General features: G+C 48.2%; 10 protein-coding genes, 2 tRNA genes, 3 rRNA genes and 1 other annotated feature. Of the genes, 11 read left to right on the top strand and 4 right to left on the bottom strand.

All coding sequences use genetic code 11. From position 1 onward, the window contains the following. Positions 1 to 15 precede the first annotated feature (15 nt). A complete protein-coding gene (gene btsR / locus DSM2777_RS21300) occupies positions 16 to 732 on the bottom strand; it encodes a two-component system response regulator BtsR (protein ID WP_061555103.1) in 717 nt (238 codons plus the stop codon). A gap of 248 nt (positions 733 to 980) precedes the next feature. Between btsR and DSM2777_RS21295 the strand changes: the two genes are divergently transcribed. Both DSM2777_RS21295 and tyrA read left to right on the top strand, forming a co-directional pair. Continuing rightward, positions 981 to 2,063, top strand: coding sequence for a 3-deoxy-7-phosphoheptulonate synthase (locus DSM2777_RS21295; RefSeq protein ID WP_269465576.1), 1,083 nt, complete (start codon positions 981 to 983; stop codon positions 2,061 to 2,063). A gap of 5 nt (positions 2,064 to 2,068) precedes the next feature. Then, positions 2,069 to 3,190, top strand: coding sequence for a bifunctional chorismate mutase/prephenate dehydrogenase (tyrA, locus tag DSM2777_RS21290; protein ID WP_061555102.1), 1,122 nt, complete (start codon positions 2,069 to 2,071; stop codon positions 3,188 to 3,190). Positions 3,191 to 3,252: 62 nt separating this feature from the next. Here the strand turns inward: tyrA and pheA are convergent, their stop codons facing one another. From pheA to bamD, 3 genes are all read right to left on the bottom strand, one after another. After that, positions 3,253 to 4,404 (bottom strand): bifunctional chorismate mutase/prephenate dehydratase, encoded by a 1,152-nt coding sequence (gene pheA / locus DSM2777_RS21285; RefSeq protein WP_046458348.1) that lies wholly within the window; start codon positions 4,402 to 4,404, stop codon positions 3,253 to 3,255. Between the two features lie 48 nt (positions 4,405 to 4,452). Beyond that, positions 4,453 to 4,578, bottom strand: a sequence feature (Phe leader region). A 129-nt stretch (positions 4,579 to 4,707) separates the two neighbouring features. Further along, positions 4,708 to 5,061: a ribosome-associated translation inhibitor RaiA gene (gene raiA, locus DSM2777_RS21280; protein ID WP_061555454.1), complete on the bottom strand. Its 354-nt coding sequence runs from the start codon at positions 5,059 to 5,061 to the stop codon at positions 4,708 to 4,710. A 325-nt stretch (positions 5,062 to 5,386) separates the two neighbouring features. Next, the gene (gene bamD, locus DSM2777_RS21275; RefSeq protein WP_061555101.1) at positions 5,387 to 6,124 is read right to left on the bottom strand and encodes an outer membrane protein assembly factor BamD; all 738 of its coding nucleotides are present in this window, start codon (positions 6,122 to 6,124) and stop codon (positions 5,387 to 5,389) included. A gap of 131 nt (positions 6,125 to 6,255) precedes the next feature. On the opposite strand from bamD, the gene rluD reads away from it, so the two are divergent. The 9 genes from rluD to DSM2777_RS21230 all read left to right on the top strand — a co-directional run bounded on the left by rluD (position 6,256) and on the right by DSM2777_RS21230 (position 17,626). Next, positions 6,256 to 7,236 carry a 23S rRNA pseudouridine(1911/1915/1917) synthase RluD gene (gene rluD, locus DSM2777_RS21270; protein ID WP_025801528.1) on the top strand — a complete coding sequence of 327 codons (981 nt, stop codon included), beginning with the start codon at positions 6,256 to 6,258 and terminating at the stop codon, positions 7,234 to 7,236. Beyond that, positions 7,233 to 7,967: a purine nucleoside phosphorylase YfiH gene (gene yfiH / locus DSM2777_RS21265; RefSeq protein ID WP_061555100.1), complete on the top strand. Its 735-nt coding sequence runs from the start codon at positions 7,233 to 7,235 to the stop codon at positions 7,965 to 7,967. Before rluD ends, yfiH begins: the two co-directional genes overlap by 4 nt. Positions 7,968 to 8,142: 175 nt before the next feature. Further along, positions 8,143 to 10,716, top strand: coding sequence for an ATP-dependent chaperone ClpB (gene clpB / locus DSM2777_RS21260; RefSeq protein WP_061555099.1), 2,574 nt, complete (start codon positions 8,143 to 8,145; stop codon positions 10,714 to 10,716). Positions 10,717 to 11,273: 557 nt separating this feature from the next. After that, positions 11,274 to 12,816 (top strand): 16S ribosomal RNA (locus DSM2777_RS21255). A gap of 138 nt (positions 12,817 to 12,954) precedes the next feature. Then, positions 12,955 to 13,030: transfer RNA gene (locus tag DSM2777_RS21250), tRNA-Glu, on the top strand. Positions 13,031 to 13,279: 249 nt separating this feature from the next. After that, positions 13,280 to 16,188: ribosomal RNA gene (locus DSM2777_RS21245) — 23S ribosomal RNA — on the top strand. A 119-nt stretch (positions 16,189 to 16,307) separates the two neighbouring features. Continuing rightward, positions 16,308 to 16,423: ribosomal RNA gene (gene rrf / locus DSM2777_RS21240) — 5S ribosomal RNA — on the top strand. Together the 16S, 23S and 5S rRNA genes with 2 tRNA genes alongside form the textbook arrangement of a ribosomal RNA operon. Before the next feature lie 86 nt (positions 16,424 to 16,509). Next, positions 16,510 to 16,586 (top strand) — tRNA-Asp (locus DSM2777_RS21235). Between the two features lie 275 nt (positions 16,587 to 16,861). Continuing rightward, complete coding sequence (locus DSM2777_RS21230; protein WP_040047068.1) at positions 16,862 to 17,626, top strand: endonuclease/exonuclease/phosphatase family protein; 765 nt, start codon at positions 16,862 to 16,864, stop codon at positions 17,624 to 17,626. Positions 17,627 to 17,691: the final 65 nt, after the last annotated feature.

Raw genomic sequence — 17,691 nt, 5'->3', positions numbered from 1 at the left:
AGTAAAGTGTATTTATTACGTAATTCCCAAGCGTTCTTTTAAGTTTTTCAGATAGCGACGGCTGACTGGAATTCTTTTTCCCGTGTGGGTTATCACTTCGGCAGAGCCATTATCTAAAAGCTGAATTTCGCTGAGGCGATCCGCATTGACCATGTATTGACGATGGCAGCGAACAAAGGGCGTTTTTTCTTCCAACGTTTTGAGCGTTAGCTGCGTATATCCGCTTTGGTTGACCCCTACGACATGGATACCACTAAGCTCGGATGACAGGTATTCAACTTCATCTAGCTTGAGCAGGAAGATGCGATTTAATCCGTGGCAGGGAATGTGCTTAAGCTGGGGTTCACTAAATGGATGTAAATTTTGTTTTACATTGATTCCTTTTTGCAAGCGTTCCAGCGTCTTGCTCAAACGGCTGCTATCAATCGGCTTAAGCAGATAATCGAAGGCGTGTTTTTCAAATGCCTGAATAGCGTATTCATCAAATGCGGTAACAAAAACGATGTATGGCATAGTGTCGGGATCGAGCATAGAGACCAATTCTAGGCCGCTAATGCGGGGCATTTGGATATCAAGAAAGATCACATCTGGCTGTAATTTATGAATAGCCGGAATCGCTTCCAGCGCGTTGCTGCACTGGGCTATCACCTCAATACGAGCGTGTTTGGTTAATAGCTCATTAAGTTCGTCGCGCGCGGGTTGTTCGTCGTCAACAATGATGACTTTAAGCATGTGTCCTCCATGATGTAATCGCCATTTTATCATGCTTAAACCAACGGCCTTCAGGGCAATAGCAAAACTGGGCGTTGCCTCAAATTTTGTTGAGAAGTGTAGTGTAAAGTTTACGGTAATTATTTCTTTACACTAATGGGTTGAAAACTTTACATGGCATGATATGGTGTTTCTCAGACGCACTCACGCAAGCAGTAAAGATTTAAATCATCACGAGCGTCATCACTCAATTAAGGGCAGGTACTATCATGATTATGCAAAAAGACGCATTAAATAACGTGCACATTAGCGACGAACAAATACTGATTACGCCAGAAGAATTAAAAAATCGCTTTCCACTGAGTTCGCAGCTGCAAGAACAGATCGCGGCTTCTCGTCAGGACATTGCGAATATTTTGGAAGGTAAAGATCATCGTCTGTTGGTTGTCTGTGGTCCATGTTCTATTCATGATACTGATGCTGCTCTTGATTATGCCCGTCGTTTGCAGTCCATCTCAGCTGAGTTGCGTGACCAGCTGTATATCGTGATGCGCGTGTACTTTGAAAAACCAAGAACGACTGTGGGTTGGAAAGGCCTGATTAACGATCCTCACATGGACGGTTCGTTTGACGTTGAAGCAGGTTTTATCAAAGCACGTGAACTGCTCTTGAGCTTGGTTGAAATGGGGCTGCCATTGGCAACCGAAGCATTAGACCCTAACTCACCACAGTTTTTAGGCGATCTATTTAGCTGGTCGGCGATTGGTGCTCGCACCACGGAATCGCAAACGCACCGTGAAATGGCATCTGGACTGTCAATGCCGGTTGGATTTAAGAATGGTACCGACGGTAGCTTGGGAACCGCGATCAACGCGATGAAAGCAGCTTCTATGGCGCACCGTTTTGTGGGGATCAACCAATCAGGACAGGTGTGTTTACTGCAAACTCAGGGTAACCCTCATGGTCATGTCATTTTGCGCGGTGGCAAAACGCCAAACTACTCTGCGGAGCATGTGGCTGAGTGTGAAATCCAAATGCAAAAAGCAGGATTACGCCCTGCGCTGATGATCGACTGTAGCCATGGCAATTCAAATAAAGACTTCCGCCGCCAATCAGCGGTCGCTGAGTCAGTAGTTGAGCAAATTAGTGCCGGAAATCAGTCTATTATTGGTGTTATGCTAGAAAGTAACATCTTTGAAGGTAACCAAAGTTCAGAGCAGCCACGCAGTGAAATGAAATACGGCGTTTCGGTAACAGATGCCTGCATTGATTGGGGTACAACGGATACGCTTCTGCGTGATATGCATCAAAAACTAGGCGCAACGCTACGCAGCCGTAGCGCAGGAGAATAAGTATCATGGTGGCGGAACTAACCGCATTGCGGGATCAAATCGATGAAGTTGATAAGGCACTGCTGGATTTATTAGCGCGCCGTCTGCAACTGGTAGCCGAAGTGGGAGAAGTGAAAAGCCGCTATGGTTTACCGATTTATGTTCCAGAACGTGAAGCGTCAATGCTGGCATCCCGCCGCAAAGAGGCTGAGCTGTTAGGTGTGCCACCCGATCTGATTGAAGATGTTTTGCGGCGCGTGATGCGTGAGTCTTACTCCAGTGAAAACGACAAAGGTTTTAAAAGCTTAAAGCCGGATTTACGTCCTGTCGTCATTGTTGGCGGCCGAGGCCAGATGGGGCGCCTGTTCGAGAAAATGCTGCAACTCTCTGGCTATGAAGTACGTATTCTTGAACAGGATGATTGGCCGCAAGCTGAAGCGCTATGTGCAGATGCAGGTATGGTTATCGTGAGTGTACCTATCCATCTCACCGAGCAGGCGATTGCGCGTTTACCAAAGCTTCCTGCAGATTGTTTATTGGTGGATCTGGCATCGGTTAAAAATAAACCATTGCAGGCCATGCTGGCCGCACATCGTGGCCCTGTATTAGGGTTGCACCCGATGTTTGGGCCTGACGTGGGCAGTTTGGCCAAGCAGGTGGTGGTTTATTGTGATGGACGCCAGCCGGAAGCTTACCAATGGCTGTTAGAGCAGCTACAGGTTTGGGGGGCGAGGCTCCATCGCATCAGCGCCGTTGAGCACGATCAGAATATGGCGTTCATCCAGGCGCTGCGACACTTTGCCACTTTTGCTTACGGCTTACATCTGGCGGAAGAGAATGTTCAGCTTGAACAGCTGCTGGCGCTTTCGTCTCCGATTTATCGTTTAGAACTGGTGATGGTTGGGCGGCTGTTTGCGCAGGACCCGCAACTCTATGCTGATATCATCATGTCATCAGAGAACAATTTGGCGCTGATTAAACGTTACTACCAGCGATTTGGTGAGGCTATCGCCTTGCTTGAAAGCCACGATAAAGCGGCGTTTATTGATAGCTTCAAAAAAGTGGAGCATTGGTTTGGCGATCATGCCCAGCATTTCCAAGCGGAAAGCCGAGCGTTATTACGTCAGGCTAATGATAGCCGGAAATAGTCACTCGATAATTTAGATATTAAAAGCCTGCTTATGCAGGCTTTTGTGTTTTATACAGGGGATTAAACGGGAACGATATTTTCACTTGGGTAGCACCCGAGTGTTTTCAGTGAACGAGTGATTGCTTGCAAATCTTTCAGCGCTGCTTTCATTGCCGCATCATTGGCATTGGCCTGTACATCCAGATAGAACATCTCTTCCCATGGGTTGCCGTTGATAGGCCGAGACTCCAATTTCGTGATAACAATATTGTGCTCACGAAAGACTAACAGCGCTTCTACCAACGCACCTGATTGCTGCCCCGTAGCCATAATCAGCGTAGTTTTTGCAGGCACCTGCGAGGTGACATCAATGGCCTTACGTGCGAGAACGATAAAACGCGTGATATTTTGTTGCTGGTTTGCCAGATTTTGTTCCAGTGGCTGTAAGCCATAAAGCGAGCCACCGGCCTCACTGCCAAGCGCCGCGGCATGCGGTGAGTTGAGTGCAGCGACTTTCTCCATCGCCGCAGCGGTGCTTTCACAGTATTCAATTTTCCACTGAGGATAGGCATTAAGGAACTGGCTGCATTGCTGGAATGGCTGAGGGTGGCTGTAAACCGTTTGAATATCACTGAGACGTGTCTCGCCGGTGACTAACACGCAATGGTCAATAGGAATGGTAAGCTCGCCAACGATTGACAGACTAGTGTGTTGCAGCAGGTCGTAAACGTCGTTGATTGAGCCTGAGCTGGTATTTTCAATCGGCAATACGGCAAAGTCAGCTTGACCAGTTTCAACATGATTGAAGATATCCTGAAAACGATGGCATCCACACTCAATCAGCTGTTCGAAGTGACGCGCGGCATATTGGCGAGCGGCGAGGTGGGAGTAAGAACCCTTTGGCCCGAGAAAAGCGATACGAGCAGACTTTTGTGTGGTGTGATTGTATTGATGTTGGAGCAGTGCCTGCTGGGTTAAGACAGAGTCTTCGATGATGAGCTGAAATAAACGAGTGATGTAGTGACCATCAAGATTAAGCGCTTTTCCTTGTTCTGTCAGAGAGTTCAATAGTTCTCGCTCGCGCTCTTTATCTCGAATCGGACGATGACTTTTTTGTTTAGCTCGAGCGACGGCTTCCGCGAGCTCTCGGCGTTCGCTCAATAGCGCCAGTAATTTGCTATCGACGGCGCTGATCTGCTCACGTAATGCCAGTAATGGATTGTCTGTTGTCATATCGAGCCTTTCTTATCGTGTATTGAAGTTGAGTTTGTAAGCGTGGAAATGAAAAAAGCCCCCCGACTGGGAGGCTTTTTTGTTTTTCTTCGCATGCTTTCTTTATACGGAAAAACGCCTCCCAATCAGGGGAAGGTAAAAAAGAATGCGAAGAGAAACAAAGATTGAGTCATGTAAAACGCCTGTCGTAGTGGTTAGCGATGAGTGTAAAATCAGAACTTAACTTACCTGTGTTACTTTTGGCCTGTCAACAAAAAACGCGCCTCCTGGCGCGTTTAGTCGATGAGTAACTGGGGGAAGGATTTATTCTACGTCTTCCTCTGCTAAGTCGGCCTCTTCTAGGTTAGCTTCTTTGACACTGGTACTTGCGCGACGCGCTTCACCTTTATGTTGTACTTTATTGAGCTGACGTTCGAGTTTAGCAATCAGTTCGTTGATGGCGGCATACGTGTCTTCATGTTTTGCGCTGGCAATCAACTGTCCGTTAGGCGTATTAATCGTGGCATCGGCAACATACAATTTTGGTTCTTTAGACAAAATGATATGCGGATTAATCAGATGCGTTTGCCATTTTTCCAGTTTACTTAGACGGTCCTCGACATGTTGACGAATGGCAGTGGTGATTTCCATTTGCTTACTGGTGATACTAATTGTCATATACATACCTCTCAGTCTTTTCCGTCTTGGTAATTTTAGAATAACGCCGTTTTCAAGAAAGTGTGAGACTAAAATCACGAATTTTTGTCACTTTTTGCAAAGATAAGTCGATTTGTGATTTTTAATAAGACATGGCGATTTAGGGCTTGAGTCAGACCGGAAGAACAAGCATAGTGGGGAAGTCGGGACAGAAAAAACGGCTAAGCTCCGGCTTTGCTACGGCCTAAAAATTACATTCTTGAGCTCTGATTTTTCCAACCCTGTAGATCAAATACAAAAAAGGCAGCCAGTGGCTGCCTTTTTGCTGTTCAAACAGGATGAGCTGTTACGCTTTTGCTGAGTTATCAGCAATAATTTTGGCGACTTTGTCAGCCTGTGCGGTCAGGTTCATCTGTTTGTACGCATTTTCCATCAACGGTAATGCATCACGCGTTGCCTGAGTATCAGGATAGTTACGCAGCATCGTCTCTACACGGTTAACAACAGCGACGTAAGCACCGCGTTTGGTGTAGTATCGTGCAACGGACAGCTCATATTTTGCCAAACGGTCTTTCAGGTAGACAAGGCGTTTGGTGGCATCTGCGCTGTACTGACTATTTGGATAGCGCTGTACCAGCTGACTAAAATCACGGAATGCCTGACGGGCATGCTCCGGATCGCGGTCAGAACGGTCAACACCGAAGAATCCCTGAAGTGCACTGTCATCCAAAGCCATATCAGTTAGGCCGCGCATGTACAGGACATAATCAATATTAGGATGTGTTGGATTCAAACGCATGAAGCGGTCGATAGACGCCTGAGCCATTGGCAAATCAGCTGATTTGTAATAGGCGTAGATCAGATCCAACTGAACCTGCTGAGAATAAGGCCCGAACGGATAGCGGTTGTCTAACGCTTCCAGTTGCGTAATAGCGGCTTTAAAGTTACCGTCCTGCAACTTTTGCTGAGCGGTAGCATAAATTTCTGAAGGCGGATTATCAGGTACCGCATCTTTGGAACTGGAGCAACCTGCCAGCGCCAGGCTCAACGTGGCGGCAGCCACCAGATATTTCATACGCGTCATGACGTTTTGATTACCCTTTTTGTGTTGTTCCGGGAGACTCTCCGTTAAGCTCCCGACAAAGACCAGCTACAATAGCACATTATTTTAAACGGCAACGCCGAGAAAACCCAACGTTAACGAAAGAAACCCATATGGCACAACAAGTAGAACTAACCGCAACGGTGACGGAATCACAGCTTGGTCATCGTTTAGATCAGGCTTTGGCCGAATTGTTCCCTGATTATTCACGATCTCGTATAAAAGAGTGGATCCTTGACGATCGTGTCAAGGTTAACGGGAAAATTATCAACAAGCCAAAAGAAAAAGTGCTCGGTGGCGAAGAAATTGCCATTGATGCGCTAATTGAGGAAGAAGCTCGCTGGGAACCGCAGAATATTCCATTAGATATCGTTTATGAAGATAGCGATATTTTGGTGATCAATAAACCGCGTGACTTAGTTGTTCATCCAGGAGCTGGTAATCCTGATGGCACAATCCTGAATGCTTTACTGTACTACTATCCAGAAATTGTAGACGTACCGCGTGCGGGTATTGTTCATCGTTTAGATAAAGATACTACGGGTCTGATGGTGGTGGCTAAAACCGTTCCTGCCCAGACGCGTTTGGTTGAGGCACTACAGGCACGTGAAATTACGCGTGAATATGAAGCGGTAGCAATTGGTACCATGACGGCGGGCGGAACAGTGGAAGAGCCTATTTCACGCCATCCAACCAAACGTACTCACATGGCCGTTCACCCGATGGGGAAACCTGCGGTGACGCATTACCGCATTATGGAGCATTTCCGTGCTCATACACGTCTGCGTTTGCGCCTGGAAACCGGTCGTACTCACCAGATCCGTGTGCATATGTCGCATATTAGCCATCCGCTGGTAGGCGATCCGTTATATGGTGGCCGTCCACGTCCACCAAAAGGTGCTTCGGAAGAGTTTATTACGATTCTGCGCGGCTTTGATCGTCAGGCGCTGCACGCAACGATGTTGCGTTTATACCATCCTATCAGCGGTATTCAGATGGAGTGGCATGCGCCATTACCTCAGGATATGGTCGATTTGATTTCAGCATTGCAGGCTGATACTGAAGAGTTCAAAGACGAAATGGATTGGCTATGAGTGTGTTGATCACACCTTTGTGGCCAGCACCAAACAACGTTGTTGCTTTTAACACCACCCGAAAGGGTGGGGTTAGCGCTCAACCCTATGATGCTTTAAATCTGGGGACGCACGTTGGTGATGATGGCACTGTTGTGGCAGAAAACCGCCGCCGGTTGAAGGACATTATCGCTGCGCCAACGGAGCCATTTTGGTTAGAGCAGGTGCATGGCACTCGCGTTTTGCGTTTAGATGAGAATAGCGATCGCGCTGATAATCAGGCCGATGCCTCTTATACTAATATAGCAGGGCAGGTTTGTGCGGTAATGACCGCTGACTGCCTGCCTGTTCTCTTTTGTAATCGTCAGGGAACAGAAGTTGCTGCTGCACATGCTGGCTGGCGCGGCTTATGCGACGGCGTATTGGAGCAAACTCTGGCATGTTTTGATTCTTCTCCAGAAGATATTCTTGCTTGGTTTGGTCCTGCGATTGGCCCGACTGCTTTTGAAGTCGGAGGCGAGGTTAGGGCAAAGTTTATTGAGCAAGACGCCGATGCGGAACAGGCTTTTACTGAACATGGCGAAAAATATTTAGCTGATATTTATCAGTTGGCACGTTTGCGTTTGCGTCGTGCTGGTGTTCAGACGATCTCTGGTGGCGATCTCTGCACCGTAAGCGATAAATCGCGTTTCTTTTCTTATCGTCGCGAGCCCGTTACCGGGCGAATGGCCGCGCTGATTTGGTTTCGATAGCCTTATTTTTTAAGGCTTTTGTTATTCAATTATCCTCATTTCCACAAGCTGTACTTAATGTTTGCCACTTGACTCATAACAAAAAGTAGTCATTTTCGTGCTAATTGACCTTGAAAAGTGTTGAGTAGACCTTACTTATTCTTCAGTAGAAACTTTGATACGTCTTGGAGGAATTATGCGTCTGGATCGCTTAACAAGTAAGTTCCAGCTTGCCCTCGCTGACGCCCAGTCACTCGCACTTGGGCGTGATAACCAATTTATAGAGCCGGTACATCTGATGAGCGCGTTGCTCAATCAGGATGGGGGCACGGTTCGACCATTATTAACTTCTGCTGGTGTTAATACCGCGAGCTTACGTCAGGAGCTTGAACAAGCTATCTCTCGTTTGCCGCAGGTTGAAGGCGCTGGTGGGGATGTTCAGCCATCGAACGAACTGATTCGTGTGCTGAACCTGTGCGATAAGCTGGCACAAAAACGTAATGACACTTTTATCTCGTCTGAGCTGTTTGTTCTTGCGGCGTTAGAAGAACGCGGCAATTTAGGCGATATCTTGAAAGCCGCTGGTGCCAACGTTCAGAAAGTCAGTACCGCCATTGAGCAAATGCGTGGAGGAGAAAAAGTGGATGATGCGAATGCCGAAGACCAACGTCAGGCATTGAAAAAATATACCGTCGATCTGACCGAGCGTGCCGAACAAGGCAAACTAGATCCGGTGATCGGCCGTGATGAAGAAATTCGCCGTACTATTCAGGTATTACAGCGTCGTACCAAAAACAACCCTGTTCTCATTGGTGAACCAGGGGTCGGTAAGACGGCTATCGTTGAAGGTTTAGCACAGCGAATTATCAACGGTGAAGTTCCAGAAGGACTGAAGAACAAACGCGTTCTTTCCCTAGATATGGGTTCACTGATTGCTGGGGCTAAATTCCGTGGTGAGTTCGAAGAACGACTGAAAGCCGTATTAAGCGATCTATCAAAACAGGAAGGCAACGTCATTCTGTTTATTGATGAATTGCATACCATGGTTGGCGCAGGCAAAGGCGACGGCGCGATGGATGCGGGTAACATGCTTAAACCGGCATTAGCCCGTGGTGAGTTGCATTGCGTTGGTGCGACCACGCTGGATGAATACCGCCAATATATAGAGAAAGATGCCGCGCTTGAGCGTCGTTTCCAAAAAGTCTTCGTCGCTGAGCCAACGGTAGAAGATACCATTGCTATTTTGCGTGGACTGAAAGAGCGCTATGAACTGCATCACCACGTGCAGATTACTGACCCTGCGATTGTTGCGGCCGCGAATTTGTCGCACCGCTATATTGCGGATCGTCAGCTGCCCGATAAGGCGATTGACCTTATCGATGAGGCAGCATCGAGCATTCGTATGCAGATGGACTCTAAGCCAGAATCGTTGGATCGCTTAGAGCGCCGCATTATTCAGCTCAAGCTTGAACAGCAGGCGCTGAATAAAGAATCTGATGAAGCAAGTAAAAAGCGCTTAGAGATGCTCAACGAAGAGTTAGAGCACAAAGAGCGTGAATATTCTGAACTGGAAGAAGAGTGGAAAGCTGAGAAGGCTTCGCTCAGCGGTACGCAGAATATCAAAGCTGAAATCGAACAGGCGAAAATTGCGCTTGAGCAGGCTCGCCGTGTCGGTGACTTAGCGAAGATGTCTGAAATCCAATACGGCAAATTGCCTGGCTTGGAAAAACAGTTAGAAGCGGCGACGCAGTCTGAAGGTAAGACGATGAAGCTGCTGCGTAATAAAGTTACCGATGTTGAAATTGCAGAAGTGCTGGCGCGTTGGACCGGTATTCCAGTATCACGCATGTTAGAAAGCGAGCGTGCGAAATTACTTCGTATGGAAGACGATCTGCATGAACGTGTTATCGGTCAGAATGAAGCGGTAGAAGCGGTTTCGAATGCGATCCGCCGTAGCCGTGCTGGTTTGTCTGATCCAAACCGCCCAATTGGTTCTTTCCTATTCTTAGGTCCAACCGGTGTGGGGAAAACTGAGCTGTGCAAAGCGTTAGCAAACTTCTTGTTCGATAGCGATGACGCAATGGTGCGTATCGACATGTCCGAGTTTATGGAAAAACACTCTGTGTCACGTTTAGTGGGTGCACCTCCAGGATATGTCGGTTATGAAGAAGGTGGTTATCTAACTGAAGCTGTACGCCGTCGTCCTTATTCAGTCATCTTGTTAGATGAAGTGGAAAAAGCGCATCCGGATGTATTCAACATCTTGCTGCAGGTATTAGATGATGGACGACTGACGGATGGGCAAGGCAGAACGGTCGATTTCCGTAACACCGTGGTTATTATGACCTCAAACCTTGGCTCTGATTTGATTCAGGATCGCTTCGGTCAGCTCGATTATGGTGAAATGAAAGAGTTGGTGATGAGTGTGGTATCACACCACTTCCGCCCTGAGTTCATTAACCGTATAGATGAAACCGTTGTGTTCCATCCATTAGATCAGAAGAACATCAAGGCGATTGCGCGGATTCAGTTGGAACGTCTGTATCAACGTCTCGAAGAGAAAGGCTACAGCGTAACCATCACCGATGCGGCATTGGAACAGCTTTCAAAAGCGGGCTTCGATCCGGTCTATGGGGCTCGTCCATTGAAACGCGCTATCCAGCAGGAGATCGAGAACCCGCTGGCACAGCAAATTTTGTCTGGAAAACTGATTCCGGGCAAAGACATCACGCTAGATGTTGCTGATGAACAAATCGTTGCCAAGCAATAATAGGTAATAGAAGCGTTCTAAAGGCTCTAGATAGCGATATAGCTATCTATATAGAAAGATAGATAGAAAGGCAGCCAATAGGCTGCCTTTTTTATGCTTGATGAATATAAAAACGATTAATGAATAGAAAGCATCCATTAATCGAGTTTTTGATTAAAACTTGCGCGGTTGAAAAGTTTTTTTAAATTAGGGGTTGTCAGCCGTTCAGAAGTCCCTATAATGCGCCACCACTGACCGGGAACAACGACGCAAACGTCGCTCGGTGAGGAAGAGAAAAGCATCGCAGTAATGCGAATTTCTGAAAAGAAAAAGCTTGACTCTTCAGGAGGAAAGCGTAATATGCACCTCCCGAGTTGCTGGAACGAATGTTCGCAATTCGCTGCTCTTTAACAATTTATCAGACAATCTGTGTGGGCACTCACAAGACAATATCTAACGTCCTCGGACGATAAAATATTAAAGTCTTGAAGAGTGACCAAGCAGTAATTCATTTAGTTGAATTATTACGAAAGTTAATTTTCGAGCACCGCTTAACTTGTTTAAGCAAATCAAGCTTTTAATTGAAGAGTTTGATCATGGCTCAGATTGAACGCTGGCGGCAGGCCTAACACATGCAAGTCGAGCGGTAGCACAAGAGAGCTTGCTCTCTGGGTGACGAGCGGCGGACGGGTGAGTAATGTCTGGGAAACTGCCTGATGGAGGGGGATAACTACTGGAAACGGTAGCTAATACCGCATGATGTCTTCGGACCAAAGTGGGGGACCTTCGGGCCTCACGCCATCAGATGTGCCCAGATGGGATTAGCTAGTAGGTGGGGTAATGGCTCACCTAGGCGACGATCTCTAGCTGGTCTGAGAGGATGACCAGCCACACTGGAACTGAGACACGGTCCAGACTCCTACGGGAGGCAGCAGTGGGGAATATTGCACAATGGGCGCAAGCCTGATGCAGCCATGCCGCGTGTATGAAGAAGGCCTTCGGGTTGTAAAGTACTTTCAGCGAGGAGGAAGGCATTGTGGTTAATAACCACAGTGATTGACGTTACTCGCAGAAGAAGCACCGGCTAACTCCGTGCCAGCAGCCGCGGTAATACGGAGGGTGCAAGCGTTAATCGGAATTACTGGGCGTAAAGCGCACGCAGGCGGTTGATTAAGTTAGATGTGAAATCCCCGAGCTTAACTTGGGAACTGCATTTGAAACTGGTCAGCTAGAGTCTTGTAGAGGGGGGTAGAATTCCAGGTGTAGCGGTGAAATGCGTAGAGATCTGGAGGAATACCGGTGGCGAAGGCGGCCCCCTGGACAAAGACTGACGCTCAGGTGCGAAAGCGTGGGGAGCAAACAGGATTAGATACCCTGGTAGTCCACGCTGTAAACGATGTCGACTTGGAGGTTGTGCCCTTGAGGCGTGGCTTCCGGAGCTAACGCGTTAAGTCGACCGCCCGGGGAGTACGGCCGCAAGGTTAAAACTCAAATGAATTGACGGGGGCCCGCACAAGCGGTGGAGCATGTGGTTTAATTCGATGCAACGCGAAGAACCTTACCTACTCTTGACATCCAGAGAATTTGCTAGAGATAGCTTAGTGCCTTCGGGAACTCTGAGACAGGTGCTGCATGGCTGTCGTCAGCTCGTGTTGTGAAATGTTGGGTTAAGTCCCGCAACGAGCGCAACCCTTATCCTTTGTTGCCAGCACGTAATGGTGGGAACTCAAAGGAGACTGCCGGTGATAAACCGGAGGAAGGTGGGGATGACGTCAAGTCATCATGGCCCTTACGAGTAGGGCTACACACGTGCTACAATGGCATATACAAAGAGAAGCGAACTCGCGAGAGCAAGCGGACCTCATAAAGTATGTCGTAGTCCGGATTGGAGTCTGCAACTCGACTCCATGAAGTCGGAATCGCTAGTAATCGTAGATCAGAATGCTACGGTGAATACGTTCCCGGGCCTTGTACACACCGCCCGTCACACCATGGGAGTGGGTTGCAAAAGAAGTAGGTAGCTTAACCTTCGGGAGGGCGCTTACCACTTTGTGATTCATGACTGGGGTGAAGTCGTAACAAGGTAACCGTAGGGGAACCTGCGGTTGGATCACCTCCTTACCTAAAGATAGCGTTAAGTGCAGTGTCCACACAGATTGTCTGATGAAATTAATGAGCAAGAGCACCTGTTGATGTTGTGAGTTTTAAGACTCATGCTGATACGAAACGAGAAAGTGAAAGCTTTGTCGGTATTTTCGTGTCCCCATCGTCTAGAGGCCTAGGACACTGCCCTTTCACGGCTGTAACAGGGGTTCGAATCCCCTTGGGGACGCCATTCCGATAATGAGTGAAAGACATTATCACCCGTTCTGATGAACGAAAAATCTTAAAGATGATTCTAACGAGTCGTGTTTAAGATATTGCTCTTTAACAATCTGGAACAAGCTGAAATTTGAAAGCTTAAGCAACTGTGAGACACACTGACACAGTTTGTATTAAGCAGTCTCTCAATTTTTTGCAATCTTGAATGCTGTCTTGAACCGGTTCGTAACCGCGTTCATTAAGAGACACCTTCGGGTTGTGAGGTTAAGTGACTAAGCGTACACGGTGGATGCCTAGGCAGTCAGAGGCGATGAAGGACGTGCTAATCTGCGATAAGCGTCGGTAAGCTGATATGAAGCGTTATAGCCGACGATTTCCGAATGGGGAAACCCAGTGCAATTCGTTGCACTATCGTTAAGTGAATACATAGCTTAACGAAGCGAACCAGGGGAACTGAAACATCTAAGTACCCTGAGGAAAAGAAATCAACCGAGATTCCCCTAGTAGCGGCGAGCGAACGGGGAACAGCCCAGAACCTTAATCAGCGTATGTGTCAGAGGAACGGTCTGGAAAGTCCGGCGATACAGGGTGATAGCCCCGTACTTGAAAATGCATATGTTGTGAGTTCGATGAGTAGGGCGGGACACGTGACATCCTGTCTGAATATGGGGGGACCATCCTCCAAGGCTAAATACTCCTGACTGACCGATAGTGAACCAGTACCGTGAGGGAAAGGCGAAAAGAACCCCGGCGAGGGGAGTGAAATAGAACCTGAAACCGTGTACGTACAAGCAGTGGGAGCCTCTTTTATGGGGTGACTGCGTACCTTTTGTATAATGGGTCAGCGACTTATATTTTGTAGCAAGGTTAACCGAATAGGGGAGCCGTAGGGAAACCGAGTCTTAACTGGGCGTCAAGTTGCAAGGTATAGACCCGAAACCCGGTGATCTAGCCATGGGCAGGTTGAAGGTTGGGTAACACTAACTGGAGGACCGAACCGACTAATGTTGAAAAATTAGCGGATGACTTGTGGCTGGGGGTGAAAGGCCAATCAAACCGGGAGATAGCTGGTTCTCCCCGAAAGCTATTTAGGTAGCGCCTCGTGAACTCATCTTCGGGGGTAGAGCACTGTTTCGACTAGGGGGTCATCCCGACTTACCAACTCGATGCAAACTACGAATACCGAAGAATGTTATCACGGGAGACACACGGCGGGTGCTAACGTCCGTCGTGAAGAGGGAAACAACCCAGACCGCCAGCTAAGGTCCCAAAGTCATAGTTAAGTGGGAAACGATGTGGGAAGGCATAGACAGCCAGGATGTTGGCTTAGAAGCAGCCATCATTTAAAGAAAGCGTAATAGCTCACTGGTCGAGTCGGCCTGCGCGGAAGATGTAACGGGGCTAAACTATGCACCGAAGCTGCGGCAGCGACACTTAGGTGTTGTTGGGTAGGGGAGCGTTCTGTAAGCCGTTGAAGGTGGCCTGTGAGGGTTGCTGGAGGTATCAGAAGTGCGAATGCTGACATAAGTAACGATAAAGCGGGTGAAAAACCCGCTCGCCGGAAGACCAAGGGTTCCTGTCCAACGTTAATCGGGGCAGGGTGAGTCGACCCCTAAGGCGAGGCCGAAAGGCGTAGTCGATGGGAAACAGGTTAATATTCCTGTACTCGGTGTTACTGCGAAGGGGGGACGGAGAAGGCTAGGCTATCCGGGCGACGGTTGTCCCGGTTTAAGCGTGTAGGGGGAAAGCGTTGGTAAATCCGCGCTTTTATTAACCCTGAGGCGTGATGACGAGTCACTACGGTGATGAAGTAGTTGATGCCAAGCTTCCAGGAAAAGCCTCTAAGCTCTAGGTAACATTGAATCGTACCCCAAACCGACACAGGTGGTCAGGTAGAGAATACCAAGGCGCTTGAGAGAACTCGGGTGAAGGAACTAGGCAAAATGGTGCCGTAACTTCGGGAGAAGGCACGCTGGCGCGTAGGTGAAGTCCCTTGCGGATGGAGCTGAAGCCAGTCGAAGATACCAGCTGGCTGCAACTGTTTAATAAAAACACAGCACTGTGCAAACACGAAAGTGGACGTATACGGTGTGACGCCTGCCCGGTGCTGGAAGGTTAATTGATGGGGTCAGCCGCAAGGCGAAGCTCTTGATCGAAGCCCCAGTAAACGGCGGCCGTAACTATAACGGTCCTAAGGTAGCGAAATTCCTTGTCGGGTAAGTTCCGACCTGCACGAATGGCGTAATGATGGCCAGGCTGTCTCCACCCGAGACTCAGTGAAATTGAACTCGCTGTGAAGATGCAGTGTACCCGCGGCAAGACGGAAAGACCCCGTGAACCTTTACTATAGCTTGACACTGAACATTGAGCCTTGATGTGTAGGATAGGTGGGAGGCTTTGAAGTGTGGACGCCAGTCTGCATGGAGCCAACCTTGAAATACCACCCTTTAATGTTTGATGTTCTAACTCCGGTCCCTAATCGGGATTGAGGACAGTGTCTGGTGGGTAGTTTGACTGGGGCGGTCTCCTCCTAAAGAGTAACGGAGGAGCACGAAGGTTAGCTAATCACGGTCGGACATCGTGAGGTTAGTGCAATGGCATAAGCTAGCTTGACTGCGAGAGTGACGGCTCGAGCAGGTACGAAAGTAGGTCATAGTGATCCGGTGGTTCTGAATGGAAGGGCCATCGCTCAACGGATAAAAGGTACTCCGGGGATAACAGGCTGATACCGCCCAAGAGTTCATATCGACGGCGGTGTTTGGCACCTCGATGTCGGCTCATCACATCCTGGGGCTGAAGTAGGTCCCAAGGGTATGGCTGTTCGCCATTTAAAGTGGTACGCGAGCTGGGTTTAGAACGTCGTGAGACAGTTCGGTCCCTATCTGCCGTGGGCGTTGGAAGATTGAGAGGGGCTGCTCCTAGTACGAGAGGACCGGAGTGGACGCATCACTGGTGTTCGGGTTGTCATGCCAATGGCATTGCCCGGTAGCTAAATGCGGAAAAGATAAGCGCTGAAAGCATCTAAGCGCGAAACTTGCCTCGAGATGAGTCTTCCCTGAGACCTTGAGTCTCCTAAAGGAACGTTTAAGACTAAGACGTTGATAGGCTGGGTGTGTAAGCGTAGCGATACGTTGAGCTAACCAGTACTAATGATCCGTGAGGCTTAACCTTACAACACCCAAGGTGTTTTAAGACGCAGAGACGCGAAACACAAAGAGTAGGCTTGTGAACAGATTGGATTGACTGGTGAGCTGTAGAGATACGGGTCACGGGTTAATTAACAGAATATGCCTGGCGGCGATAGCGCGGTGGTCCCACCTGACCCCATGCCGAACTCAGAAGTGAAACGCCGTAGCGCCGATGGTAGTGTGGGGTCTCCCCATGCGAGAGTAGGGAACTGCCAGGTTTTAAATTAGTTCCTTTTCCCTGACACGGAAAATAGCGGGAACAAACTGACATCAGACGAATGCTGATGTGAGAGAAAGAATCGGTGGAGCGGTAGTTCAGTTGGTTAGAATACCTGCCTGTCACGCAGGGGGTCGCGGGTTCGAGCCCCGTCCGTTCCGCCACTTATTTGCAAAAAGCCTGCTAGCAATAGCAGGCTTTTTTGTATTTGCGTTTTGGTAACGCCAAATCAGCGCTAATTCATGCCTAACTTACCTAGCTTTACTCGCCATTTCTTCTGCTACAGTTGTTTTTCCTAGTATTAGTCCCTATAACAAGTTAAGTGTTTTAGATTATTTTTGATGTCGTTGTGGAAGGCGTATAATTCTCGAACGATTGTTGAAATGATTGAATGAGTTTTAACTAACAGGCGGCGAAAGTGCGGAAAAAAAATTATGCCATGAGGTATGTGGCGGGTCTTCCTGCTGAGCGAGTATTCCCCGGCGCAATGAATGAGCTGGGGCAAACATTGCCCGTTACTCAATCTCTTCCAACAGATAATGTTCTACGCATTATGGTGTGGAACATCTTTAAGCAGCAACGTTCAGACTGGCTATCAGTGTTAAAAGAATATGGTCGAAGCTCGCAGCTGGTTCTTTTGCAAGAGGCGCAAACTACGCCTGAATTAGTCAAATTTGCGACAAGCAATTATCTTACCGCCGATCAGGTTCCTGCGTTTTCATTTCCGCAGCACCCTTCTGGCGTGATGACTTTGGCCGCGGCACACCCGGTTTATTGCTGCCCGTTGCGAGAAAAAGAACCGTTAATTCGGTTGTCGAAATCTGCGCTAGTGACTGTTTATCCGCTGTTTGATGGCCGGTTATTAATGGTTGTGAATATCCATGCGGTGAATTTTAGCTTGGGTGTGGACGTATATAGTAAACAGCTCGATCCTATTGGCGAACAGATAGCGCTGCATAAAGGCCCAGTTATCATGGCTGGTGATTTTAACGCTTGGAGCAAACAGCGCATCAATGCGCTACAGAGGTTTGCAAGTGGGATGGAGCTACAGGAGGTCAACTTCACCAACGATCGCCGTCGTACTGCCTTTGGACGACCATTAGACTTTGTTTTCTACCGTGGTCTTGGTGTTGTTGAGGCATCGGTGCTAGTTACACAGGCATCTGACCATAATCCGTTGTTGGTCGATTTCAAACCTGACTAAATAATAGCTGAGATTAAAATCTAGCTATAAAAAAAGCGCCTTTCGGCGCTTTTTGCGTATAACTG

The sequence above is a fragment of the Obesumbacterium proteus genome (genome assembly GCF_001586165.1).
Classification (GTDB): Bacteria; Pseudomonadota; Gammaproteobacteria; order Enterobacterales; family Enterobacteriaceae; genus Hafnia; species Hafnia protea.
Note: the sequence above shows the minus strand (reverse complement) of the source record. Positions and strands in the feature narration are given on the sequence as shown.